Genomic DNA, 17456 nt, shown 5'->3' with positions numbered 1-17456 from the left:
CGACGTCAACTCTCAGCCGGTCCTCAATCGGTGTGTGACCTTGGTTGCGTAGAGTGGCCGCGGGCGGGCAGCGCGCCGCGGTCGCACCCGTGATCGAGCCGGTGCCCCCATGTTCGAGGAGAGAGCGCGACGGCGACGAAGCGCCGGACCGCGCCCTGGGAGGTTGGTGATGGACGGCAGGGCACGCCGGGTGTGGGTGGCGGTGATGGGAGCCCTGTTCCTGGTCTACGCCGCCACCGTCCTCATCCCCGTGGGCGGGTCCACACTCACGGTGCTTCTGGGCGAGTGGCCCATCGCGCTGGCCGCGGGCACCGCGGGCGGCTCCCTGCTGTGGGCCGCCTACCGCCGCACCGGCCCCGACGACGGTGACGCACCGGCCGAGGGCGGACCCGACGTCCGCTCGGCACTGCGCAACCTGGCCTGGGCCGCCTTCGCCTGGTGCGCGGGTGCCCTGGCCTACGGGGTCACCGGTTTCCTGGGACCGGGTTCGGTCGTCTCCCTCACACTCGGTGACCTGTTCACGCTGGCGGCACTACCGCTGTTCGTGGTCGGCTTCACCCGGCTTGCCCCGTGGCCGGGGGGCATCAGGACCGCCACGCGCCACATCACCGATAGTTATGTCTGCGCCGCCGCCGTGTTCTCCCTGGTGTGGCAGCTGGTCTTCTCACCCCTCTACGAGGAGCTGGGGGAGGGCGCGGGCTCCCTGGGCTTCGCCCTGGTCTACCCGGTCGCCGACATCGCCGTGCTGTGCCTGGTGATCCCCCTGGCCTTCATGGCGTCGCCCGGTGTGCGGCGCGCGGTCCTGCCCGCGATCGGGGCGCTGGCCCTCATCACCGGTGCCGACCTGTTCGACGCGGTCGGCAGGCTCACCGGACAACCCGTCGCCGGAGGCATCGGATACGTGGTCACCTTCGCGGGGACGGCCCTGCTGGGTGCCCTGCCGTGGCTGGCGCAGCGCCGGTGGACGGCGGCGCGGATCACCGGTCAGGGCCTGTACCGGTTCGCCCCCGAACTCTTCGCGATCGGCGCCCTGTTCACGGCCACCGTCGTCCTGACCGGCGCCGCGCTCGGCACGCCCGGTACGGCCCCTGTTCTGCCGCTGGCCGCGGGGACCGCCGTCGTCGTGCTGCTGGTACGCGTGCTGGGGATGCTGGAGGAGAACGCCACGCTCTCGCGCATGGTGCACAATCGCGAGGGGCACTTCCACGAACTCGCGCGCAACAGCGGTGACGTCATCCTCATCCTGGACCGCGACGGCACCGTGCACCACGTCAGCCAGGGGACCGCGGGGGCGTTCGGCTACCGGATGGAGGACGTGCTGGCCGCACCGGTCACCGCACTCATCCACCCCGAGGACGTGGCGCACACCCGGGCCGTCGACGACCTGTTCACCGAACGCGGCGGCCAGGGCGTCCACCTGCGGCTGCGTGTGCGGGCGGCGGACGGCACCTGGCGGCACACCGAGTCGACCGTCTCCTTGTACGAACAGCCGGGAGACCCGCCGCGCCTGCTGGTCACCACCCGCGACATCAGCGCGCAGGTGGCCCTAGAGGACGAGGTCAAGCACCTCACCTTCCACGACGGTGTCACGGGTCTGCCCAACCGGTCCTACCTGGAGGAGCGCACCAGCGACGTGCTCGCCCACCGGGCGATCAGTGACGAGCCCACCGACGACGTCGCTGTGGTCTTCCTCGACCTGGACGGCTTCACGGCGGTCAACGACACGGCCGGACACGTGCGCGGCGACCACCTGCTCGGACAGGCGGCGCTCCGGCTCCGCGGCGAACTGGACTCCTCGGCCCTGCTCGCGCGCTGGGGCGGGGACGAGTTCGCGGTGCTGGTCGAGGGGATGCCGCACGCTCAGAAGGCGGTTGACCTGGCCGAGCGCCTGGGGAGGTCGATCGCCTCGCAGCCCTTCCACGTGGCGGACCGGGAGATCGTCCTGACCGCGAGCATCGGGGTGGCCTTCGCCGAGCCCGGTGGCGACAGCGGGGAACTCCTGCGCAACGCCGACGTGGCCATGACCCGGGCCAAGGAGCGCGGTTCGGGCCACGTGGAGGTGTTCGCCGCCCACATGCACGACATGGTCGTCTCCCGTGTGGAGCTGCAGATCCGGCTGCGCCGTGCCTTGGAGGAGGGCGAGTTCTTCCTGGAGTACCAGCCGATCGTGGACCTGGGCACCTCCCGTGTCACCGCGGTCGAGGCGCTGGTGCGGTGGGACCGCGACGGCGAGGAGGCCGGGCCGGACGCCTTCCTCGGCGCGGCCGAGGAGTCGGGACTGATCGTGCCGCTGGGGGAGTGGATCCTCCGGGAGGCGTGCGAGAAGGTCGCCGTGTGGCGGGTGTCGGACTGGGACATCGGCCTGTCGGTGAACCTGTCGGCGACACAGGTGCTGTCGCCGCGTTTCGTGGAGACGGTGGAGACCGTGCTCCTGGAGACGGGCCTGTCCTCCGAGGTGCTCACCCTGGAGGTCGACGAGGAACTCCTGCTCGACGACGGCGAGGAGGCGGTGCGGCGCCTGCGCGAGCTGCGCTCCCTGGGCGTGCGGCTGGCCATCGACGACTACGGGATGGGTTATGCCTCCCTGGCCCACCTGCGAGAGCTGAGCGTGGACGAGATCAAGGTGGACCCGTCCTTCACCGCCGACCTGGGCCGCGACGACACGGTCACGCTCATCACCCGCACCATCGTCCGGCTCGGCCGCGAGCTGGGCGTGCAGGTGGTCGCCGAGGGCATCGAGCGGCCGGAGCAACTGGAGCAGTTGCGCGCGATGGGCTGCGACTACGGCCAGGGGTTCTTGGTGGCGCGGCCCATGCCCGCCGCCGGGGTGGAGGCGCTCGTCGGCGGAGAAGCCGACGTCACCCTGTAGAACGTGGCCGGTTCCGGCCCGGGTGCCCAATGGGCACCGTGCGCCCCTTCTGACCTGGGGTGACGGACCGTGGTGGGCGGTGTGGGCCGCCCTGTTCGGGACTATCGACCCATGAGAAACCACCTGAAAACCTGACAGAATCGAGCAGGACTCACACGTACGGTTCCACCCCTCGACGGGGTGGGTCCGCGTGCCCGGCGATCGACCTGCCGATGAGACGGTGGAGCGTGAAGTTCGACGTCGTGCTCTCCGCCCCCGGGGAAGAGAACGGCGGCCCGCACCCGGCCCCCGCAAGCCGCAGAGGAGGACGTCGGCCGCGGCTCCTGGAACTCCGGTGCTGCCCGGTGCCCCCTCCGTGATGCCGCTCGGTCCGCGGCTGGCCGTCCAGGAGCAGAGAGGCCTGCTCACCGATGGCCAGGGCAGGATCGGCCCGGCCACGTTCCCGGTGCCGGCCTGTTGAGGTCGAGAATGATCAGGGTGAAGCGGTCGGTCTCCTATGTCAGCCTCCTGGAGAGGCCATAGTGAAATGGTCCTCCAACGGAGTGAAACGGGACCCGATTTCTTATCCGAATATTCCGAACATCAACCGTTGGGCGAAAGGGAGGCGTATGGTGCAGCCAGGGGAGAAAACCCGTCTTAGCCCCTAAGGGTGGAAAGAGATCCTTGCAGGAATCGGCAGGGAACTGCCGCGGCGGTCGGCGATGGCTGGGAGAACGTCACCTGCACGGCTTGACTCCTTGCCGCTTACGCATCTTCTCGACTTATCGAGACGCGCTCGGATGGAACGACCGAAACGCATGGCGCTCCTGATGGCACTTTCGGAAGGGCTGGACAGCTTCGTGCGGGCATGTGCCAAGAGGGAAAGGGGGCCTGGCGCACCCTTGCCTGCACCATCGTTCGCCCGGGTAGGGCCAAGGCCGGCTGCGACTACGACGGTCAGCCCGACTTCGCCTTTGCCCCGGGCCGGGCCACCTTCGCTCACGGCCTCCGGATGTTCCCCCGGGACGATGAGCACATTCCCGACTGGCTGCGTCAGCACTCGGAGGAGGCGGCAGAGTAGTGAAAGGCCGGGAATTCTGGAGTGAGGGCACTCCGTCCGTGCCTGTACGGGGCTCAGGCGGCGAAGGAGAAGGTCCACTGACTCCACGCCGTTCGTGACCCGCACGGGCCGCTACGGCATCGCCGTGGACGGGCTGGGGCCGGCACCCGGCACCGCGAGCTGGGCGCGCTCTTCCTCGGCGCCGGCGAGTGGCGTGCCTTCCTGGCCAGCACTCACCGGCTCCATGGGTGGTTGACCTTGCTACCGGCACAGGGCTCAGCTCCCCCTCGGCTTTCGTGGTTCTTGGAGTGTCGACGGCGGCCATCTCCTGACCATCGGTGTCGCCGGTGGGGACGAAGTCCGCGGACCCGGCGGTCTGCGCGGGGGTGCCCGGTTTCTGACCGCTGCAGGCGGGTCGGCCGGGCCGGGTCGCCGACCCAGCCGGTGGGGTCGGCGGCGCCTCGGACGGCACCGCGGTGGACATGAGCCTGAAAGTCCAGGTCATGTTCGCGGGCAGGGCGTGCTCCGTCGTGGTGGCGGACGTGGCGCACGGAGCGTTTGATCAGGGTGCCGGCCAGGGTCAGGTCCTGGCCGGGGGTGGTGCACAGGTCGACGATGAGGCGGGCCATGATCTGGCCGGGGTGGTGGGGGTTCCACCGGTGGCGGGAGAAGAAGGTGTGGGCGCGGTCGTGGGGCCGGGTGCGGGCCAGGCCGGATCCGGTGAGCATGCCGCACACGGTGCGTGGCCCGGTGCGGGTGATGAGTCCGGTGATCAGAGCGGCGAAGGTGGTGAAGGTCGGGCGGGTGAAGCAGGGCCAGAAGTGGGTGAGTAGGCGTTGCAGGGTAGGGGGTGCGGTGGCGTGTGGGAGCATCAGCGGGCCTTGAGACGGGACTGGTCGATGCTCCCTGTGTCATGCCTGGGGCGGGGGCCTGTCCAGATTCATGTCAAAGCATGTGAAACCGAACAGAACTCCAAAAACCACGAAAGCCGAGGGGTGGCCGACGCCTGCACTGGTGGCAAGATCAACCACGTTCTCCCCCGGGCCCGGGGGCCCGCCAACGTGTTCTGTGTTACACGGATCGGGGGTCTCTGTCGTGTCCGTCCCGATCAACGCCGCAGTGGGCCCCGCTGCGGGCCGGATGCTGACACGGTCATCCCACATGGTGGGACAATGTTGCGATCTTGTTGACGTACGCCCACCCCGTCCGCCAGTGTTGTCATCGTGCAGAGCAACTCCCTGATTCTCGTACTTGGTCGGCGCGCAGCCAGCTGACCTGGTTTTGCTGCGCGCCACCCCTCAACCGCACTGGCGGTGGGGGTTTTTTTATTGCCACACCAGGCCTTGAGTCAGACCCACCAGACCAGAGCGCGCGCAGCGGCTCTGGGACCTCGCTGAAGGATCTTGAGATGACCGAGCAGATGACCGGCGCACAATCGCTGATCAGGTCGCTGGAGCACGTCGGCGTTGACACAGTCTTCGGGATTCCCGGCGGTGCCATCCTTCCTGCCTACGACCCTCTCTACGACTCGGCCAAGGTGCGCCACATCCTGATGCGCCACGAGCAGGGAGCGGGGCACGCGGCGGAAGGATACGCCTACGCCACCGGCCGCCCCGGCGTGTGCATGGCCACCAGCGGACCCGGTGCCACCAACCTCGTGACCCCCCTCGCTGACGCCCACATGGACTCGGTCCCCATGGTCGCCATCACCGGCCAGGTGGCTTCCCCGATGATCGGCACCGACGCCTTCCAGGAAGCCGACATCTGCGGCATCACGATGCCGATCACCAAGCACAACTTCCTGGTCAGGGACGCCCGGGAGATCCCCAAGACCATCGCCGAGGCGTTCCACATCGCCAGTACCGGCCGCCCCGGCCCCGTGCTCGTCGACATCTCCAAGGACGCCCTCCAGAGCATGGCGGACTTCCGCTGGCCCGAGCGCATCGACCTGCCCGGCTACCGCCCGGTGACCAAGCCGCACGGTAAGCAGGTCCGCGAGGCCGCCCGGATGATCGCCGAGGCCAAACGCCCCGTCTTCTACGTCGGCGGCGGTGTCCTGCGCGCCGGGGCCTCCGCCGAACTGCGGGTCCTGGCCGAGCTCACCGGCGTCCCCGTCGTCACCACGCTCATGGCGCGGGGCGTCTTCCCCGACGGCCACCCCCTGTTCGTCGGCATGCCGGGCATGCACGGCGACGTCTCCGCGGTCGGCGCGCTCCAGAAGGCCGACCTCATCGTCGCCCTGGGCGCGCGCTTCGACGACCGCGTCACCGGCCGCCTGGACAGCTTCGCCCCGGACGCCAAGATCGTCCACGCCGACATCGACCCCGCGGAGATCTCCAAGAACCGCCACGCGGACGTTCCGATCGTCGGTGACTGCCGCGAGGTGCTCGCCGACCTCGTCGTCGCCGTCCGCGCCGACCAGGAGAAGGGCCGCGAGGGCGACTACGGGGCCTGGTGGAAGCAGCTCAACCGCCTGCGTACCACCTACCCCAAGGGCTTCGACGAGCCCGACGACGGCCACCTCTCCCCGCAGGGCGTCATCCAGCGCCTGGGCAGGATCGCCGGCCCCGAGGCCACCTACGTCGCAGGAGTCGGCCAGCACCAGATGTGGGCGGCCCAGTTCATCGACTACGAGCGCCCCGGCGCCTTCGTCAACTCCGGAGGCCTGGGCACCATGGGCTTCTCCGTCCCGGCGGCGCTCGGTGCCAAGGTCGGCGACCCCGACCGCGTGGTCTGGTCGATCGACGGCGACGGCTGCTTCCAGATGACCAACCAGGAGCTCGCCACCTGTGCGGTCGAGGGCATCCCCATCAAGGTTGCCGTGGTCAACAACGGCAACCTGGGCATGGTCCGCCAGTGGCAGACCCTCTACTACGACCGGCGCTACTCCAACACCGACCTGCAGACCGCGCCCAAGGACGAGAAGGTCCGGGTCCCGGACTTCGTCCGCCTCGCGGAGGCGTACGGTTGTGTCGGTCTGCGCTGTGAGCGTCCGGAGGACATCGACGCCACCATCGAGAAGGCCATGGCGATCAACGACGTCCCGGTCGTCGTGGACTTCTCCGTGAGCCATGACGCCATGGTCTGGCCGATGGTCGGCCCCGGTATCAGCAACGACAACATCCAGTACGCGCGCGACATGGCGCCGGACTGGGAGCACGAGGACTAGGAGAGGCCCTACCCGCCATGAGCCGTCACACGCTTTCCGTTCTGGTGGAGAACACTCCGGGGATCCTCGCGCGCGCCTCGGCCCTGTTCTCCCGCCGTGGCTTCAACATCGACTCGCTCAGTGTCAGCACCACTGAGTACCCGGGCCTGTCCCGGATGACGATCGTGGTCAACTGCGACCTCCATCCCTTGGAGCAGGTGACCAAACAGTTGAACAAGCTGGTCAACGTCGTCAAGATCGTGGAGATGGACACCCCCGCGTCGGTCCAGCGCGAGCTCCTGCTCGTCAAGGTCAGGGCCGACGCCAACAGCCGCACCCACGTGCTCCAGACCGCCGAGCTCTTCCGCGCCTCCGTCGTGGACGTCAGCCCGGACATCGTCGTCATCGAGGCCACCGGAGACCCCGGCAAACTCGATGCCCTCGTCAAGAACCTGGAGCCGTTCGGCATCAGGGAGCTCGTCAAGTCGGGGGTCGTGGCCATGGGCCGGGGGCCCCGCTCGATCACCGACCGCTCCCTGCGTGCCGTCGACCGCAGCGCCTGAGCCGGCCGTGGGGACGGGACCTCGGCACCGTCCCGCGGCCACGAACGCAAGAAGCAAGGAGTAACGCCAAGTGGCAGCACAGATGTACTACGACGACGCCGCGGACCTCGCGCTCATCCAGGGCAAGAAGGTCGCCGTGATCGGTTACGGCAGCCAGGGACACGCGCACGCGCTGTCGCTGCGGGACTCGGGCGTCGACGTGCGGATCGGTCTCGCTGAGGGGTCGAAGAGCCGCGCGAAGGCCGAGGAGGAGGGGCTGCGGGTCACGGCCCCGGCCGAGGCCGCCCGCGAGGCCGACGTGGTGATGATCCTGGTCCCCGACCACATCCACCGCGACCTGTACGCCTCGGAGATCGCGCCCCACCTGGAGCCGGGCAACGCCCTGTTCTTCGGGCACGGCTTCAGCATCCGCTACGGCCTCGTCACCCCGCCCGAGGGCGTGGACGTGGCCATGGTCGCCCCCAAGGGGCCGGGCCACCTGGTGCGCCGCCAGTACGAGGCCGGGCGCGGCGTGCCCTGCCTGGTCGCGGTCGAGAAGGACGCCAGCGGGCAGGCCTGGGACCTGGCGCTGTCGTGGGCCAAGGGCATCGGCGGCACCAGGGCCGGGGTCATCAAGACCACGTTCAAGGAGGAGACCGAGACCGACCTGTTCGGTGAGCAGGCCGTGCTGTGCGGCGGCACCGAGGAGCTGGTCAAGGCCGGGTTCGCCACCCTGGTGGAGGCGGGCTACCAGCCGGAGATCGCCTACTTCGAGTGCCTGCACGAGCTCAAGCTCATCGTCGACCTCATGTACGAGGGCGGCATCTCCAAGATGAACTGGTCGGTGTCGGACAACGCCGAGTACGGCGGCTACACCCGCGGCCCGCGCCTGATCACCGAGCAGACCCGTGAGGAGATGCGCAAGATCCTGGGTGAGATCCAGGACGGCAGCTACGCGAAGGAGCTCATGAACGAGTTCGACGCGGGCCAGCCGACCTTCACCAAGCGCCGCGAGGCCGAGCAGAACGAGAAGATCGAGAAGGTGGGCGCCGAGCTGCGCCCGCTCATGAGCTGGCTGAAGGCCTGACCCCGGGCGTGTCGGGGGGCGGTGCGCAGCCGTCCCCCGACACGCGCGACCACGGCCGGGGCGGGGTTTTCGTCCACGACTCGCCAGCGGGCTTCCCTACCTCGGCGGTAGACTTTTGATCGGCCATCACACCCGGTCCGGGACCACTCGTCCGCCCGTTCGACCGGGTTGCGCACCACCCGAAAAGGAACCCTCGTGTCCAAACCCGCCGTACTCGTCGCGGAAGAACTCTCGCCCGCCGGAATCGCTCTGCTCGAAGAGGACTTCGAGGTGCGCCGTGCCGACGGGGCCGACCGGTCCCAGCTGCTGTCGGCCATCGCTGACGTCGACGCCGTGATCGTGCGCAGCGCCACCAGGATCGACGCCGAGGCCATCGCCGCCGCGAACCGCCTCCAGGTTGTGGCCCGTGCCGGTGTCGGACTGGACAACGTGGACGTGGACGCGGCGACCAAGGCCGGCGTCCTGGTGGTCAACGCTCCCACGTCCAACATCGTCAGTGCCGCCGAGCAGGCGATCAACCTGCTGCTGGCCAGCGCGCGCAACACCGCCCCCGCCCACAACGCGCTGATCAACGGTGAGTGGAAGCGCTCCAAGTACACGGGTGTGGAGCTGTACGAGAAGGTCGTCGGAGTGGTCGGCCTGGGCCGGATCGGGGCGCTGGTCTCCCAGCGCCTGCTGGCGTTCGGCACGAAGGTCATCGCCTACGACCCGTTCGTGCAGCCCGCGCGGGCCGCGCAGATGGGCGTGGAGCTGGCCACGCTGGACGAGCTGCTGGAGCGCAGCGACTTCATCACCATCCACCTGCCCAAGAACAAGGACACCCTGGGGCTGATCGGCGACGAGGCGCTCGGCAAGGTGAAGCCCAGCGTGCGGATCATCAACGCCGCGCGCGGCGGCATCCTCGACGAGGACGCTCTGTACCGGGCCCTCAAGGACGGCCGGGTGGCCGGTGCGGGCATCGACGTGTTCGCCAAGGAGCCCTGCACGGACAGCCCCCTGTTCGAGTTCGAGAACGTGGTGGTGGCACCGCACCTGGGCGCCAGCACCGCCGAGGCGCAGGAGAAGGCGGGCACGCAGGTGGCGCGCTCGGTCAAGCTGGCGTTGTCCGGCGAGTTCGTGCCCGACGCGGTGAACGTCCAGGGCACCGGTGTGGCCGAGGAGATCAAGCCGGGTCTGCCGCTCACGGAGAAGCTGGGCCGGGTGTTCACCTCCCTGGCCGGGGCGATCGCCAGCCGTATCGACGTCGAGGTGCGCGGCGAGATCGCCGCCCACGACGTCAAGGTGCTGGAGCTGGCCGCGCTCAAGGGCGTGTTCGCCGATGTGGTCGAGGAGACCGTGACCTTCGTGAACGCGCCGCTGCTCGCCAAGGAGCGCGGTGTCGAGGTCAACCTCACCACCAGCGAGGAGAGCGGCGACTGGCGCAACCTCATCACCGTGCGCGGCGTCCTGGCCGACGGCACGCGCGTGTCGGCGTCGGGTACGCTGACCGGCCCCCGCCAGTTGGAGAAGCTGGTGGAGATCAACGGCTACACCATGGAGATCGGCCTCAGCGAGCACATGGTCTTCCTCTCCTACGAGGACCGGCCGGGCATCGTGGGCAAGGTCGGCGCGCTGCTGGGCGAGGCCGGGGTCAACATCGCGGGCATGCAGGTCAGCCGGGACACCGAGGGCGGCAAGGCGCTGATCGCGCTCACGGTCGACTCCGCGGTGCCCGACGGCACGCTGGCCTCGATCTCCTCGGAGATCGACGCCGACATCACCCGCCAGACGGACCTGGAGGTCTGAGCCCCTCACGGCAGGCTCAGGGGGCGCGGGCACTGCGGAGTGCCCGCGCCCCCTTCGTCGTCTCCCGGGGCTTTGCGCGTACCGCCGCTGAGCGGTGAGGACACCCGTGTTTCTCAGATACTGAGAAATCCTGGCCGTATAGTTGGACTTCCGATATTCTGTCGTCCTAGGAGTCGTGCGGACCGGGGTCGACCGCCCTGCCGCGCGGGCGGCCACCCGGCAGGCGATCCCGCCGGGGCGCCCCGCTCCTTCCTTCCGCGGCCACCGCCGCTCGCACCGCCCGGCGCCCCCGAGCGCCCGGGCCCGCGCCGCCGTTCCCGCGCCGCGTATTCGCACCGACGTTCGTGACGGACCGGGCCTCCCGGCGTCACCGGCCGCAACCGGAGGATCACATGTACGACATGGTCGAGTACCCGTCCACGCCCGACTCCGAGGACGAGGTCCGCCGTGCGCTCCAGGCTGCACTGGACCGCCGAGACAACAGCGACCCGATGCGGTTCTGAACGGTGTCGGCCCGGACCACCCGTGTGGCCGGGTCGGGGGACCAGGCCGGCCGCCATCGCGTATGCCCTAGTCTTGTCTCATCCACTGTTCATTCAGATCTCGCCATGTGAGACGTGCGAGGTCGCATCCGAGTTGAAGTGAGTCCGTATGGCAGCGCGCACGGTGAAACTGGCCGTCATCCCCGGCGACGGGATCGGCCCCGAGGTGGTCGGGGAGGGGCTCAAGGTCCTGGAGGCCGCGGCCTCCCAGTACGACCTCGCCTTCGAGACCACCGAGTACGAACTGGGCGCGAAGCTGTGGCACCGCACCGGCGAGACCCTGCCGCAGCCGGTCCAGGAGGAACTGCGCGGACACGAGGCGATCCTCCTGGGCGCCGTCGGCGACCCCAGCGTCCCCAGCGGTGTCCTGGAGCGCGGCCTGCTGCTGCGTCTGCGCTTCGACTTCGACCACTACGTGAACCTGCGTCCCGTCCGTCTGTTCCCGGGCGTGGACAGCCCCCTGGCAGGTGTGTCCCCCGAGGACATCGACATGCTGGTCGTGCGCGAGGGCACCGAGGGGCCCTACGCCGGCGCCGGCGGTGTGCTCCGCAAGGGCACCCCGCACGAGATCGCCACCCAGGACAGCGTCAACACCCGCTTCGGGGTCGAGCGCGTGGTCCGCTACGCCTTCGAGAAGGCCGCCGCCCGTCCGCGCAAGCGGCTCACCCTGGTCCACAAGGACAACGTCCTCACCTTCGCCGGTGAGCTCTGGCAGCGCACCGTCAGGGAGGTCGGAGCGGCCTACCCGCAGGTCTCCGTCGACTACTGCCACGTCGACGCGGCGGCGATGTTCTTCGTCAACCAGCCCGCCCGCTTCGACGTCGTGGTCACCGACAACCTCTTCGGCGACATCATCACCGACATCGGCGCAGCCATCACCGGCGGCATCGGCCTGGCCGCCAGCGGCAACGTCAACCCCGACGGCACCTTCCCGAGCATGTTCGAGCCCGTGCACGGCTCCGCACCCGACATCGCGGGCCAGAGCAAGGCCGACCCGACCGCCACGGTCCTGTCGGTCGCCACCATGCTCGACCACCTCGGCGAGACCGAGGCGGCCCGCCGGATCGAGTCCGCGGTCGCCGCGGACCTCAAGACCCGGGACCAGAGCACCGCGGTGCGCTCCACCACCCGCATCGGCGACGACCTCGCCGCCCGAGTAACCGAGCAGGGCTGACACGAGGAGGTCGGCCCTGCCCACCCCCGGGCGCGGCCGGCGGCCCATGATCCGACACACCGGCGGGCGCGCCCGGAACCACCGACGCGCGCCCGCCGTCGGGCCACCACCGTGGCAACGGGTGCGCTCTTTCCGCCAGACTAGAGAGCGGGTCGACGCCGTCGTCGACCCGATGCACCCGAGAGGACCCACGACGACATGGACACCAACACCACCACAAGCGGGTTGACGTTCGACATCCAGCTCTCCGACCGGCGGAGGACCCCGTCCGAACGTGAGGCACTGCTGGAGAATCCCGGGTTCGGCCAGGTGTTCACCGACCACATGGTGACGATCCGCTACACCGAGGGCAAGGGCTGGCACGACGCCAGGCTCGAACCCTACGGGCCCCTGAGCCTGGACCCGGCCACCGCGTCCCTGCACTACGCGCAGGAGATCTTCGAGGGGCTGAAGGCCTACCGCCACCCCGACGGCTCACTCGCCACCTTCCGGCCCGAGGCCAACGCGGCGCGGTTCAACAGGAGCGCCGCACGGATGGCGATGCCCGACCTGCCCGAGGAGCTCTTCCTCGCGTCGATCGGACTCCTGCTGGAACACGACGGAGCCTGGGTGCCCGACAAGCCCGACTTCAGCCTGTACCTGCGTCCGTTCATGATCGCCACGGACGTCGGCCTGGGGGTGAACAGCCCCTCCCGCAGCTACCTCTACCTGCTCATCGCCTCGCCGGTCGGCTCCTACTTCTCCGGTGGCGTCAAGCCGGTGACCGTGTGGCTGTCCAAGGACTACACGCGTGCCGCTCCGGGTGGCACCGGGGCCGCGAAGTTCGCCGGCAACTACGCCGCGAGCTTCCTGGCCCAGGCCCAGGCGGTCGAGCAGGGCTGTGACCAGGTGGTCTGGCTCGACGCCCGCGAGCATCGCTGGGTCGAGGAGATGGGCGGCATGAACCTGTGGTTCGTGTTCGGCTCGGGGGAGGACGCGCGGCTGCGCACCCCCGCCCTGACCGGCACGCTGCTGCCGGGTATCACGCGCGAATCGCTGCTGAGCCTGGCCCCCGAACTGGGCCTTGAGGCCGAGGAGGGGCCGCTGTCCGTCGAGGAGTGGCGCGAGGCCGTCGAGTCCGGCGAGATGACCGAGGTGTTCGCCTGTGGCACCGCCGCCGTGATCACCCCGGTCGGCCGGGTCAAGAGCCACGACGGCGAGTTCCGGATCGGGGACGGCGCACCGGGCCCCGTCACGATGCGCCTGCGCGAGGAACTGGTGGGCCTGCAGACCGGCCACCGCGCCGACAAGCACGGGTGGATCACCCGCTTCTGAGACGCCGCGGACCGCGGCGCGGGGGGTCCGACGCTCTCGGGCGCCCCGCGCCCGTGGTCAGGGCCGCCGGTGTCCGCAGTGAGATATGCCTGTCTCGGATCGTGGGATATTCTGGCACCGGCGTGCGGTAACCCGAACCTCGTGTGGCACACTGTCCCCATGCCGTCTCAGGTGCTCATTATCGTGAGGCGCGCTGGCTGAACGGCTGCCCGTCCGTATCCCGGCAGCCCCGCGGACCCTGCCAGCGCGCTGACCTCTCGTGTCCACGAGGGGTCTTTTTCGTTGCTGGGGCCGACTGCCACACCACAGCATCCAGGGGAGTTCCACCGATGAGGGACGACAGTTTCCACGTCTTCGACACCACGCTGCGTGACGGAGCCCAGCGCGAGGGGATCAACCTACGGGTCTCCGACAAGCTGGCCATCGCCCAGTTGCTCGACGACTTCGGGGTGGGGTTCATCGAGGGCGGGTGGCCGGGGGCCAACCCCAAGGACACCGAGTTCTTCCAGCGGGCCGCACGCGAGCTGGACCTCAAGCACGCGCTGCTCACCGCGTTCGGGGCGACCCGCCGAGCCGGTGTGCGGGCCGCCGCCGACCCGCAGGTGGCCGCCCTGCGCGAGAGCGGCGCGCCGGTCGTGGTCTTGGTCGCCAAGAGCGATTCACGCCACGTCGAGCGCGCGCTGCGCACGACCCCCGACGAGAACCTCGCCATGGTCGCCGACACCGTCTCCCATCTGCGTGAGCACGGGCAGCGGGTGTTCGTCGACTGCGAGCACTTCTTCGACGGCTACCACCACGACCCTGCGCACGCGCTCGACGTGGTTCGCACGGCCTCGGAGGCGGGCGCGGACGTCGTCGTCCTGTGCGACACCAACGGCGGCATGCTCCCCGCCGACATCACCCGTGTCGTCGGCGAGGTCATCGACGCCACCGGTGCCCGCCTGGGCATCCACGCCCAGGACGACACCGGGTGCGCCGTGGCCAACACCCTCGCTGCCGTCGACGCCGGTGCCACCCACGTGCAGTGCACCGCCAACGGCTACGGCGAGCGCGTGGGAAACGCCAACCTGTTCTCCGTGGTCGGGGCACTCACCCTCAAGCACGGCCGCGAGGTGCTGCCGCAGGGCTGCCTGCCCGAGATGACCCGGGTCGCCACAGCGATCGCCGAGATTGTCAACCTGGCGCCCGACACCCACCAGCCCTACGTCGGGGTGTCGGCGTTCGCGCACAAGGCCGGGCTGCACGCCTCCGCCATCAAGGTGGACCCGGACCTGTACCAGCACACCGACCCCGAGCTGGTCGGCAACCGTATGCGCATGCTCGTGTCCGACATGGCCGGGCGCGCCTCGATCGAGCTCAAGGCCAAGGAGCTGGGCCTGGACCTGTTCGCGGACCGTGAGCTGTCCGGTCGTGTGGTGGACCGGGTCAAGGGCCTGGAGCTTTCCGGGTACAGCTTCGAGGCGGCCGACGCCTCCCTGGAACTGCTGCTGTGGGAGGAGTTGGGCTCCCCGGTCCGCTACTTCGGCACCGAGTCCTGGCGGGTGATCACGGAGCGGCGGCCCCGGGACGGCGCCGGACCGCTGGACGACCGGTACGAGAGCCTCACCGAGGCCACCGTCAAGCTCCAGGTCAAGGGCGAGCGCGTCCTGGCCACGGCCGAGGGCAACGGTCCGGTCAACGCGCTCGACCGGGCGCTGCGCAGCGCCCTGGAGGGCGTGTACACGGCACTGGCGGGGCTGGAGCTGACCGACTACAAGGTGCGCATTCTGGAGGGCACCTCCGGTACCAACGCCATCACACGCACCCTCATCACCTTCAGCGACGGTGTACGGGAGTGGACCACGGTCGGGGTCGGCGCCAACGTCGTCGACGCCTCGTGGGTGGCACTCGAACAGGCGGTCACCTACGGCCTGCGCCAGCAGGGCTACCCGCAGGGCTGACCCCGGACGACACCGAGGGCCGCCCCGGGAGGCGGCCCTTCGCGTTTCGGGAGGCGGTGGCGGCCCGCTCTAGTCCGCCTCTTCGGGGTCGGGGTGGACCCAGCCGTTGGGCTCGCACCCCTGGAGGAACAGGGTCTGCTGCTGCATCACCGGGGCGGGCTCGCCCGGGCCCGGGCAGAAGACGTGCCCGTGCCCCAGGGTGTGGCCCACCTCGTGGTTGATGAGGTAGACGCGGTAGGTCTCCAGGTCGCCGTCGAAGTGGTCCACGCCCGTGGCCCAGCGGTTCTGGTTGATGATGGCGCGGTTGCCGTTGGCGCACGAGACGAACCCGTTGGTGTCCAGCGGCGCGCACAGGCGGTCCACCGTGTCGGGTGCGGACAGGAGCACGCGGATGTCGGCGTCATCGGAGTCCACGCGCTGCACCGACCGCTCGCCGTCACCGGTCCAGCCGCGCGGGTCGCCGAGGATCTCCTCGACGGCCGCGGTGAAGTCCTCGGGATCCTCGGGCAGTCCCTTCTCGACCTCGACGGCGTAGGTCAGCAGCGGGCCCTCGCCCATGACCTCGCCCTCACCCTCCATGGTGCGGAACTCGCCCCCGGCGGTGTCGACCTCCTCCTCCACGGAGCGGAGCAGGACGTTGTCCTCCTCGTCCGCGGTCGCCCCAGGCTCCCCCGTCGGGGAGCCACCGGTGGCCGGCGTCCCCTCGTCGGCCGGATCGCTCCCGTCGGCTGGGGCGTCCGGTGCGGCGGGATCGTCGCCGCCCCGCGGTTCGGTGCCCGCCGAGTCCCCGTCTTCGGTCGGTGCACCGGTGCCCGGTGCGGCTGGAACCTCCTGGGCGGCGGGACCGGAGACGCCCGTCTCCTGGGGGAACAGCCGGGTGTGCTGCGATTCCGGCATCCCGACCATCAGCGCGATGATCGCGCCGATAGCCAGGCTCAGGCCGAGCGCGAGCCCCAGCGAACCGCGGCGGTGCCGGTCACGGGCGGCCTTCCGGGGCGAGGAGGATGTGGGCACGGGGTGTTACCTCTCCGGTATCAGATGCTGGATCCAGCATGCCAGAGCCCGTTCCAACCCCGAACCAAGCCATGCTGTGCGCCTCCCCAGCGCAGGGTGCTCCCGGCCGGGGCCCTGTGTCCGCGTGTGTGCCTTCGCGGCGCGGCGCCGATAGCCTTCGATGCGCAAGTGGTTCGACGAGGGAGGCACCGGGTGCGCATCGCACGTTTCGCGTCAGGGGACGACGTCGGGTTCGGACTGGTGGAGTCCGACGGCGAGAGCGGGGAGGAGTACGTCTCACGCCTCAACGGCCACCCCCTGATCGGCGACATCACGGTGACCGGTGAGCGGGCGAAGCTGGCCGACGTCCGGCTGCTCTCCCCGGTACTGCCGACCAAGGTGGTGTGCATCGGCAAGAACTACGCCGACCACGTCGCGGAGATGGCGGACGTCACCGGGGAGGCCACGGAGGAGCCCGTGGTCTTCCTCAAGCCCTCCACGTCGGTGTGCGGCCCCTACGACCCCGTCATCCACCCGTCCCTGTCCCAGGAGGTGCACTACGAGGGCGAGCTCGCCCTGGTCATCTCCCGGCCCTGTCGACAGGTGCCGCGCGAGCGCGCCAAGGACGTGATCTTCGGTTACACCGTCGCCAACGACGTCACCGCCCGCGACTTTCAGCGCAAGGACAAGCAGTGGACCCGGGCCAAGGGGTTCGACACCTTCTGCCCCCTGGGGCCCTGGATCACCACCGGGATGGGTATCGAGGAGGCCCAGAACCTGACCCTCACCACCGAGCTGGACGGGCACACCCGCCAGCGGGGCAGCACGTCGAGCCTCATCCACGACATCCCGGCGGTCATCGAGTACGTCACCTCCTTCATGACGCTCCTCCCGGGCGACGTCGTCCTCACGGGGACTCCAGCGGGCGTGGGGCCGATGGAGCCCGGCCAGGAGGTCGCGGTGACCGTGGACAGCCTGGGTACGATCAGGAACCGCGTGGTCGCCCAGGACTGACCGCCGAGC

11 protein-coding genes are annotated in these 17456 nt (G+C 69.8%); 9 read left to right on the top strand and 2 right to left on the bottom strand.

All coding sequences use genetic code 11. The features are described from left to right. Positions 1-169: 169 nt before the first annotated feature. The gene (locus B042_RS0102600; protein ID WP_028646925.1) at positions 170-2869 is read left to right on the top strand and encodes a bifunctional diguanylate cyclase/phosphodiesterase; all 2700 of its coding nucleotides are present in this window, start codon (positions 170-172) and stop codon (positions 2867-2869) included. 1272 nt (positions 2870-4141) lie between these two features. Here the strand turns inward: B042_RS0102600 and B042_RS0102585 are convergent. After that, a complete protein-coding gene (locus tag B042_RS0102585) occupies positions 4142-4780 on the bottom strand; it encodes a transposase (RefSeq protein ID WP_028646923.1) in 639 nt (212 codons plus the stop codon). 521 nt (positions 4781-5301) lie between these two features. Here B042_RS0102585 and B042_RS0102580 point away from each other — a divergent pair. From B042_RS0102580 to cimA, 7 genes are all read left to right on the top strand, one after another. Further along, positions 5302-7077, top strand: coding sequence for an acetolactate synthase large subunit (locus tag B042_RS0102580; RefSeq protein ID WP_081748558.1), 1776 nt, complete (start codon positions 5302-5304; stop codon positions 7075-7077). A gap of 17 nt (positions 7078-7094) precedes the next feature. Next, complete coding sequence (gene ilvN / locus B042_RS0102575) at positions 7095-7619, top strand: acetolactate synthase small subunit (protein ID WP_028646921.1); 525 nt, start codon at positions 7095-7097, stop codon at positions 7617-7619. Positions 7620-7689: 70 nt separating this feature from the next. After that, the gene (ilvC, locus tag B042_RS0102570; protein ID WP_197024155.1) at positions 7690-8685 is read left to right on the top strand and encodes a ketol-acid reductoisomerase; all 996 of its coding nucleotides are present in this window, start codon (positions 7690-7692) and stop codon (positions 8683-8685) included. 195 nt (positions 8686-8880) lie between these two features. Further along, entirely contained in the window at positions 8881-10470 is a 1590-nt protein-coding gene (serA, locus tag B042_RS0102565) for a phosphoglycerate dehydrogenase (RefSeq protein WP_028646919.1), read from the top strand. Between the two features lie 651 nt (positions 10471-11121). Then, positions 11122-12186, top strand: coding sequence for a 3-isopropylmalate dehydrogenase (locus tag B042_RS0102555; RefSeq protein ID WP_028646918.1), 1065 nt, complete (start codon positions 11122-11124; stop codon positions 12184-12186). Between the two features lie 198 nt (positions 12187-12384). Continuing rightward, a complete protein-coding gene (locus B042_RS0102550) occupies positions 12385-13500 on the top strand; it encodes a branched-chain amino acid aminotransferase (RefSeq protein WP_028646917.1) in 1116 nt (371 codons plus the stop codon). Positions 13501-13829: 329 nt separating this feature from the next. Continuing rightward, the gene (gene cimA / locus B042_RS0102545) at positions 13830-15440 is read left to right on the top strand and encodes a citramalate synthase (protein WP_028646916.1); all 1611 of its coding nucleotides are present in this window, start codon (positions 13830-13832) and stop codon (positions 15438-15440) included. Positions 15441-15509: 69 nt separating this feature from the next. Here cimA and B042_RS0102540 read toward each other — a convergent pair whose 3' ends face one another. Further along, the gene (locus tag B042_RS0102540) at positions 15510-16397 is read right to left on the bottom strand and encodes a DUF3152 domain-containing protein (protein WP_028646915.1); all 888 of its coding nucleotides are present in this window, start codon (positions 16395-16397) and stop codon (positions 15510-15512) included. Positions 16398-16646: 249 nt separating this feature from the next. On the opposite strand from B042_RS0102540, the gene B042_RS0102535 reads away from it, so the two are divergent. Continuing rightward, entirely contained in the window at positions 16647-17447 is an 801-nt protein-coding gene (locus tag B042_RS0102535) for a fumarylacetoacetate hydrolase family protein (RefSeq protein ID WP_028646914.1), read from the top strand. Positions 17448-17456: the final 9 nt, after the last annotated feature.

The sequence above is a fragment of the Nocardiopsis sp. CNT312 genome (assembly GCF_000515115.1).
Classification (GTDB): Bacteria; Actinomycetota; Actinomycetes; order Streptosporangiales; family Streptosporangiaceae; genus Nocardiopsis.
This window is presented reverse-complemented; position numbering and strand designations above follow the sequence as displayed.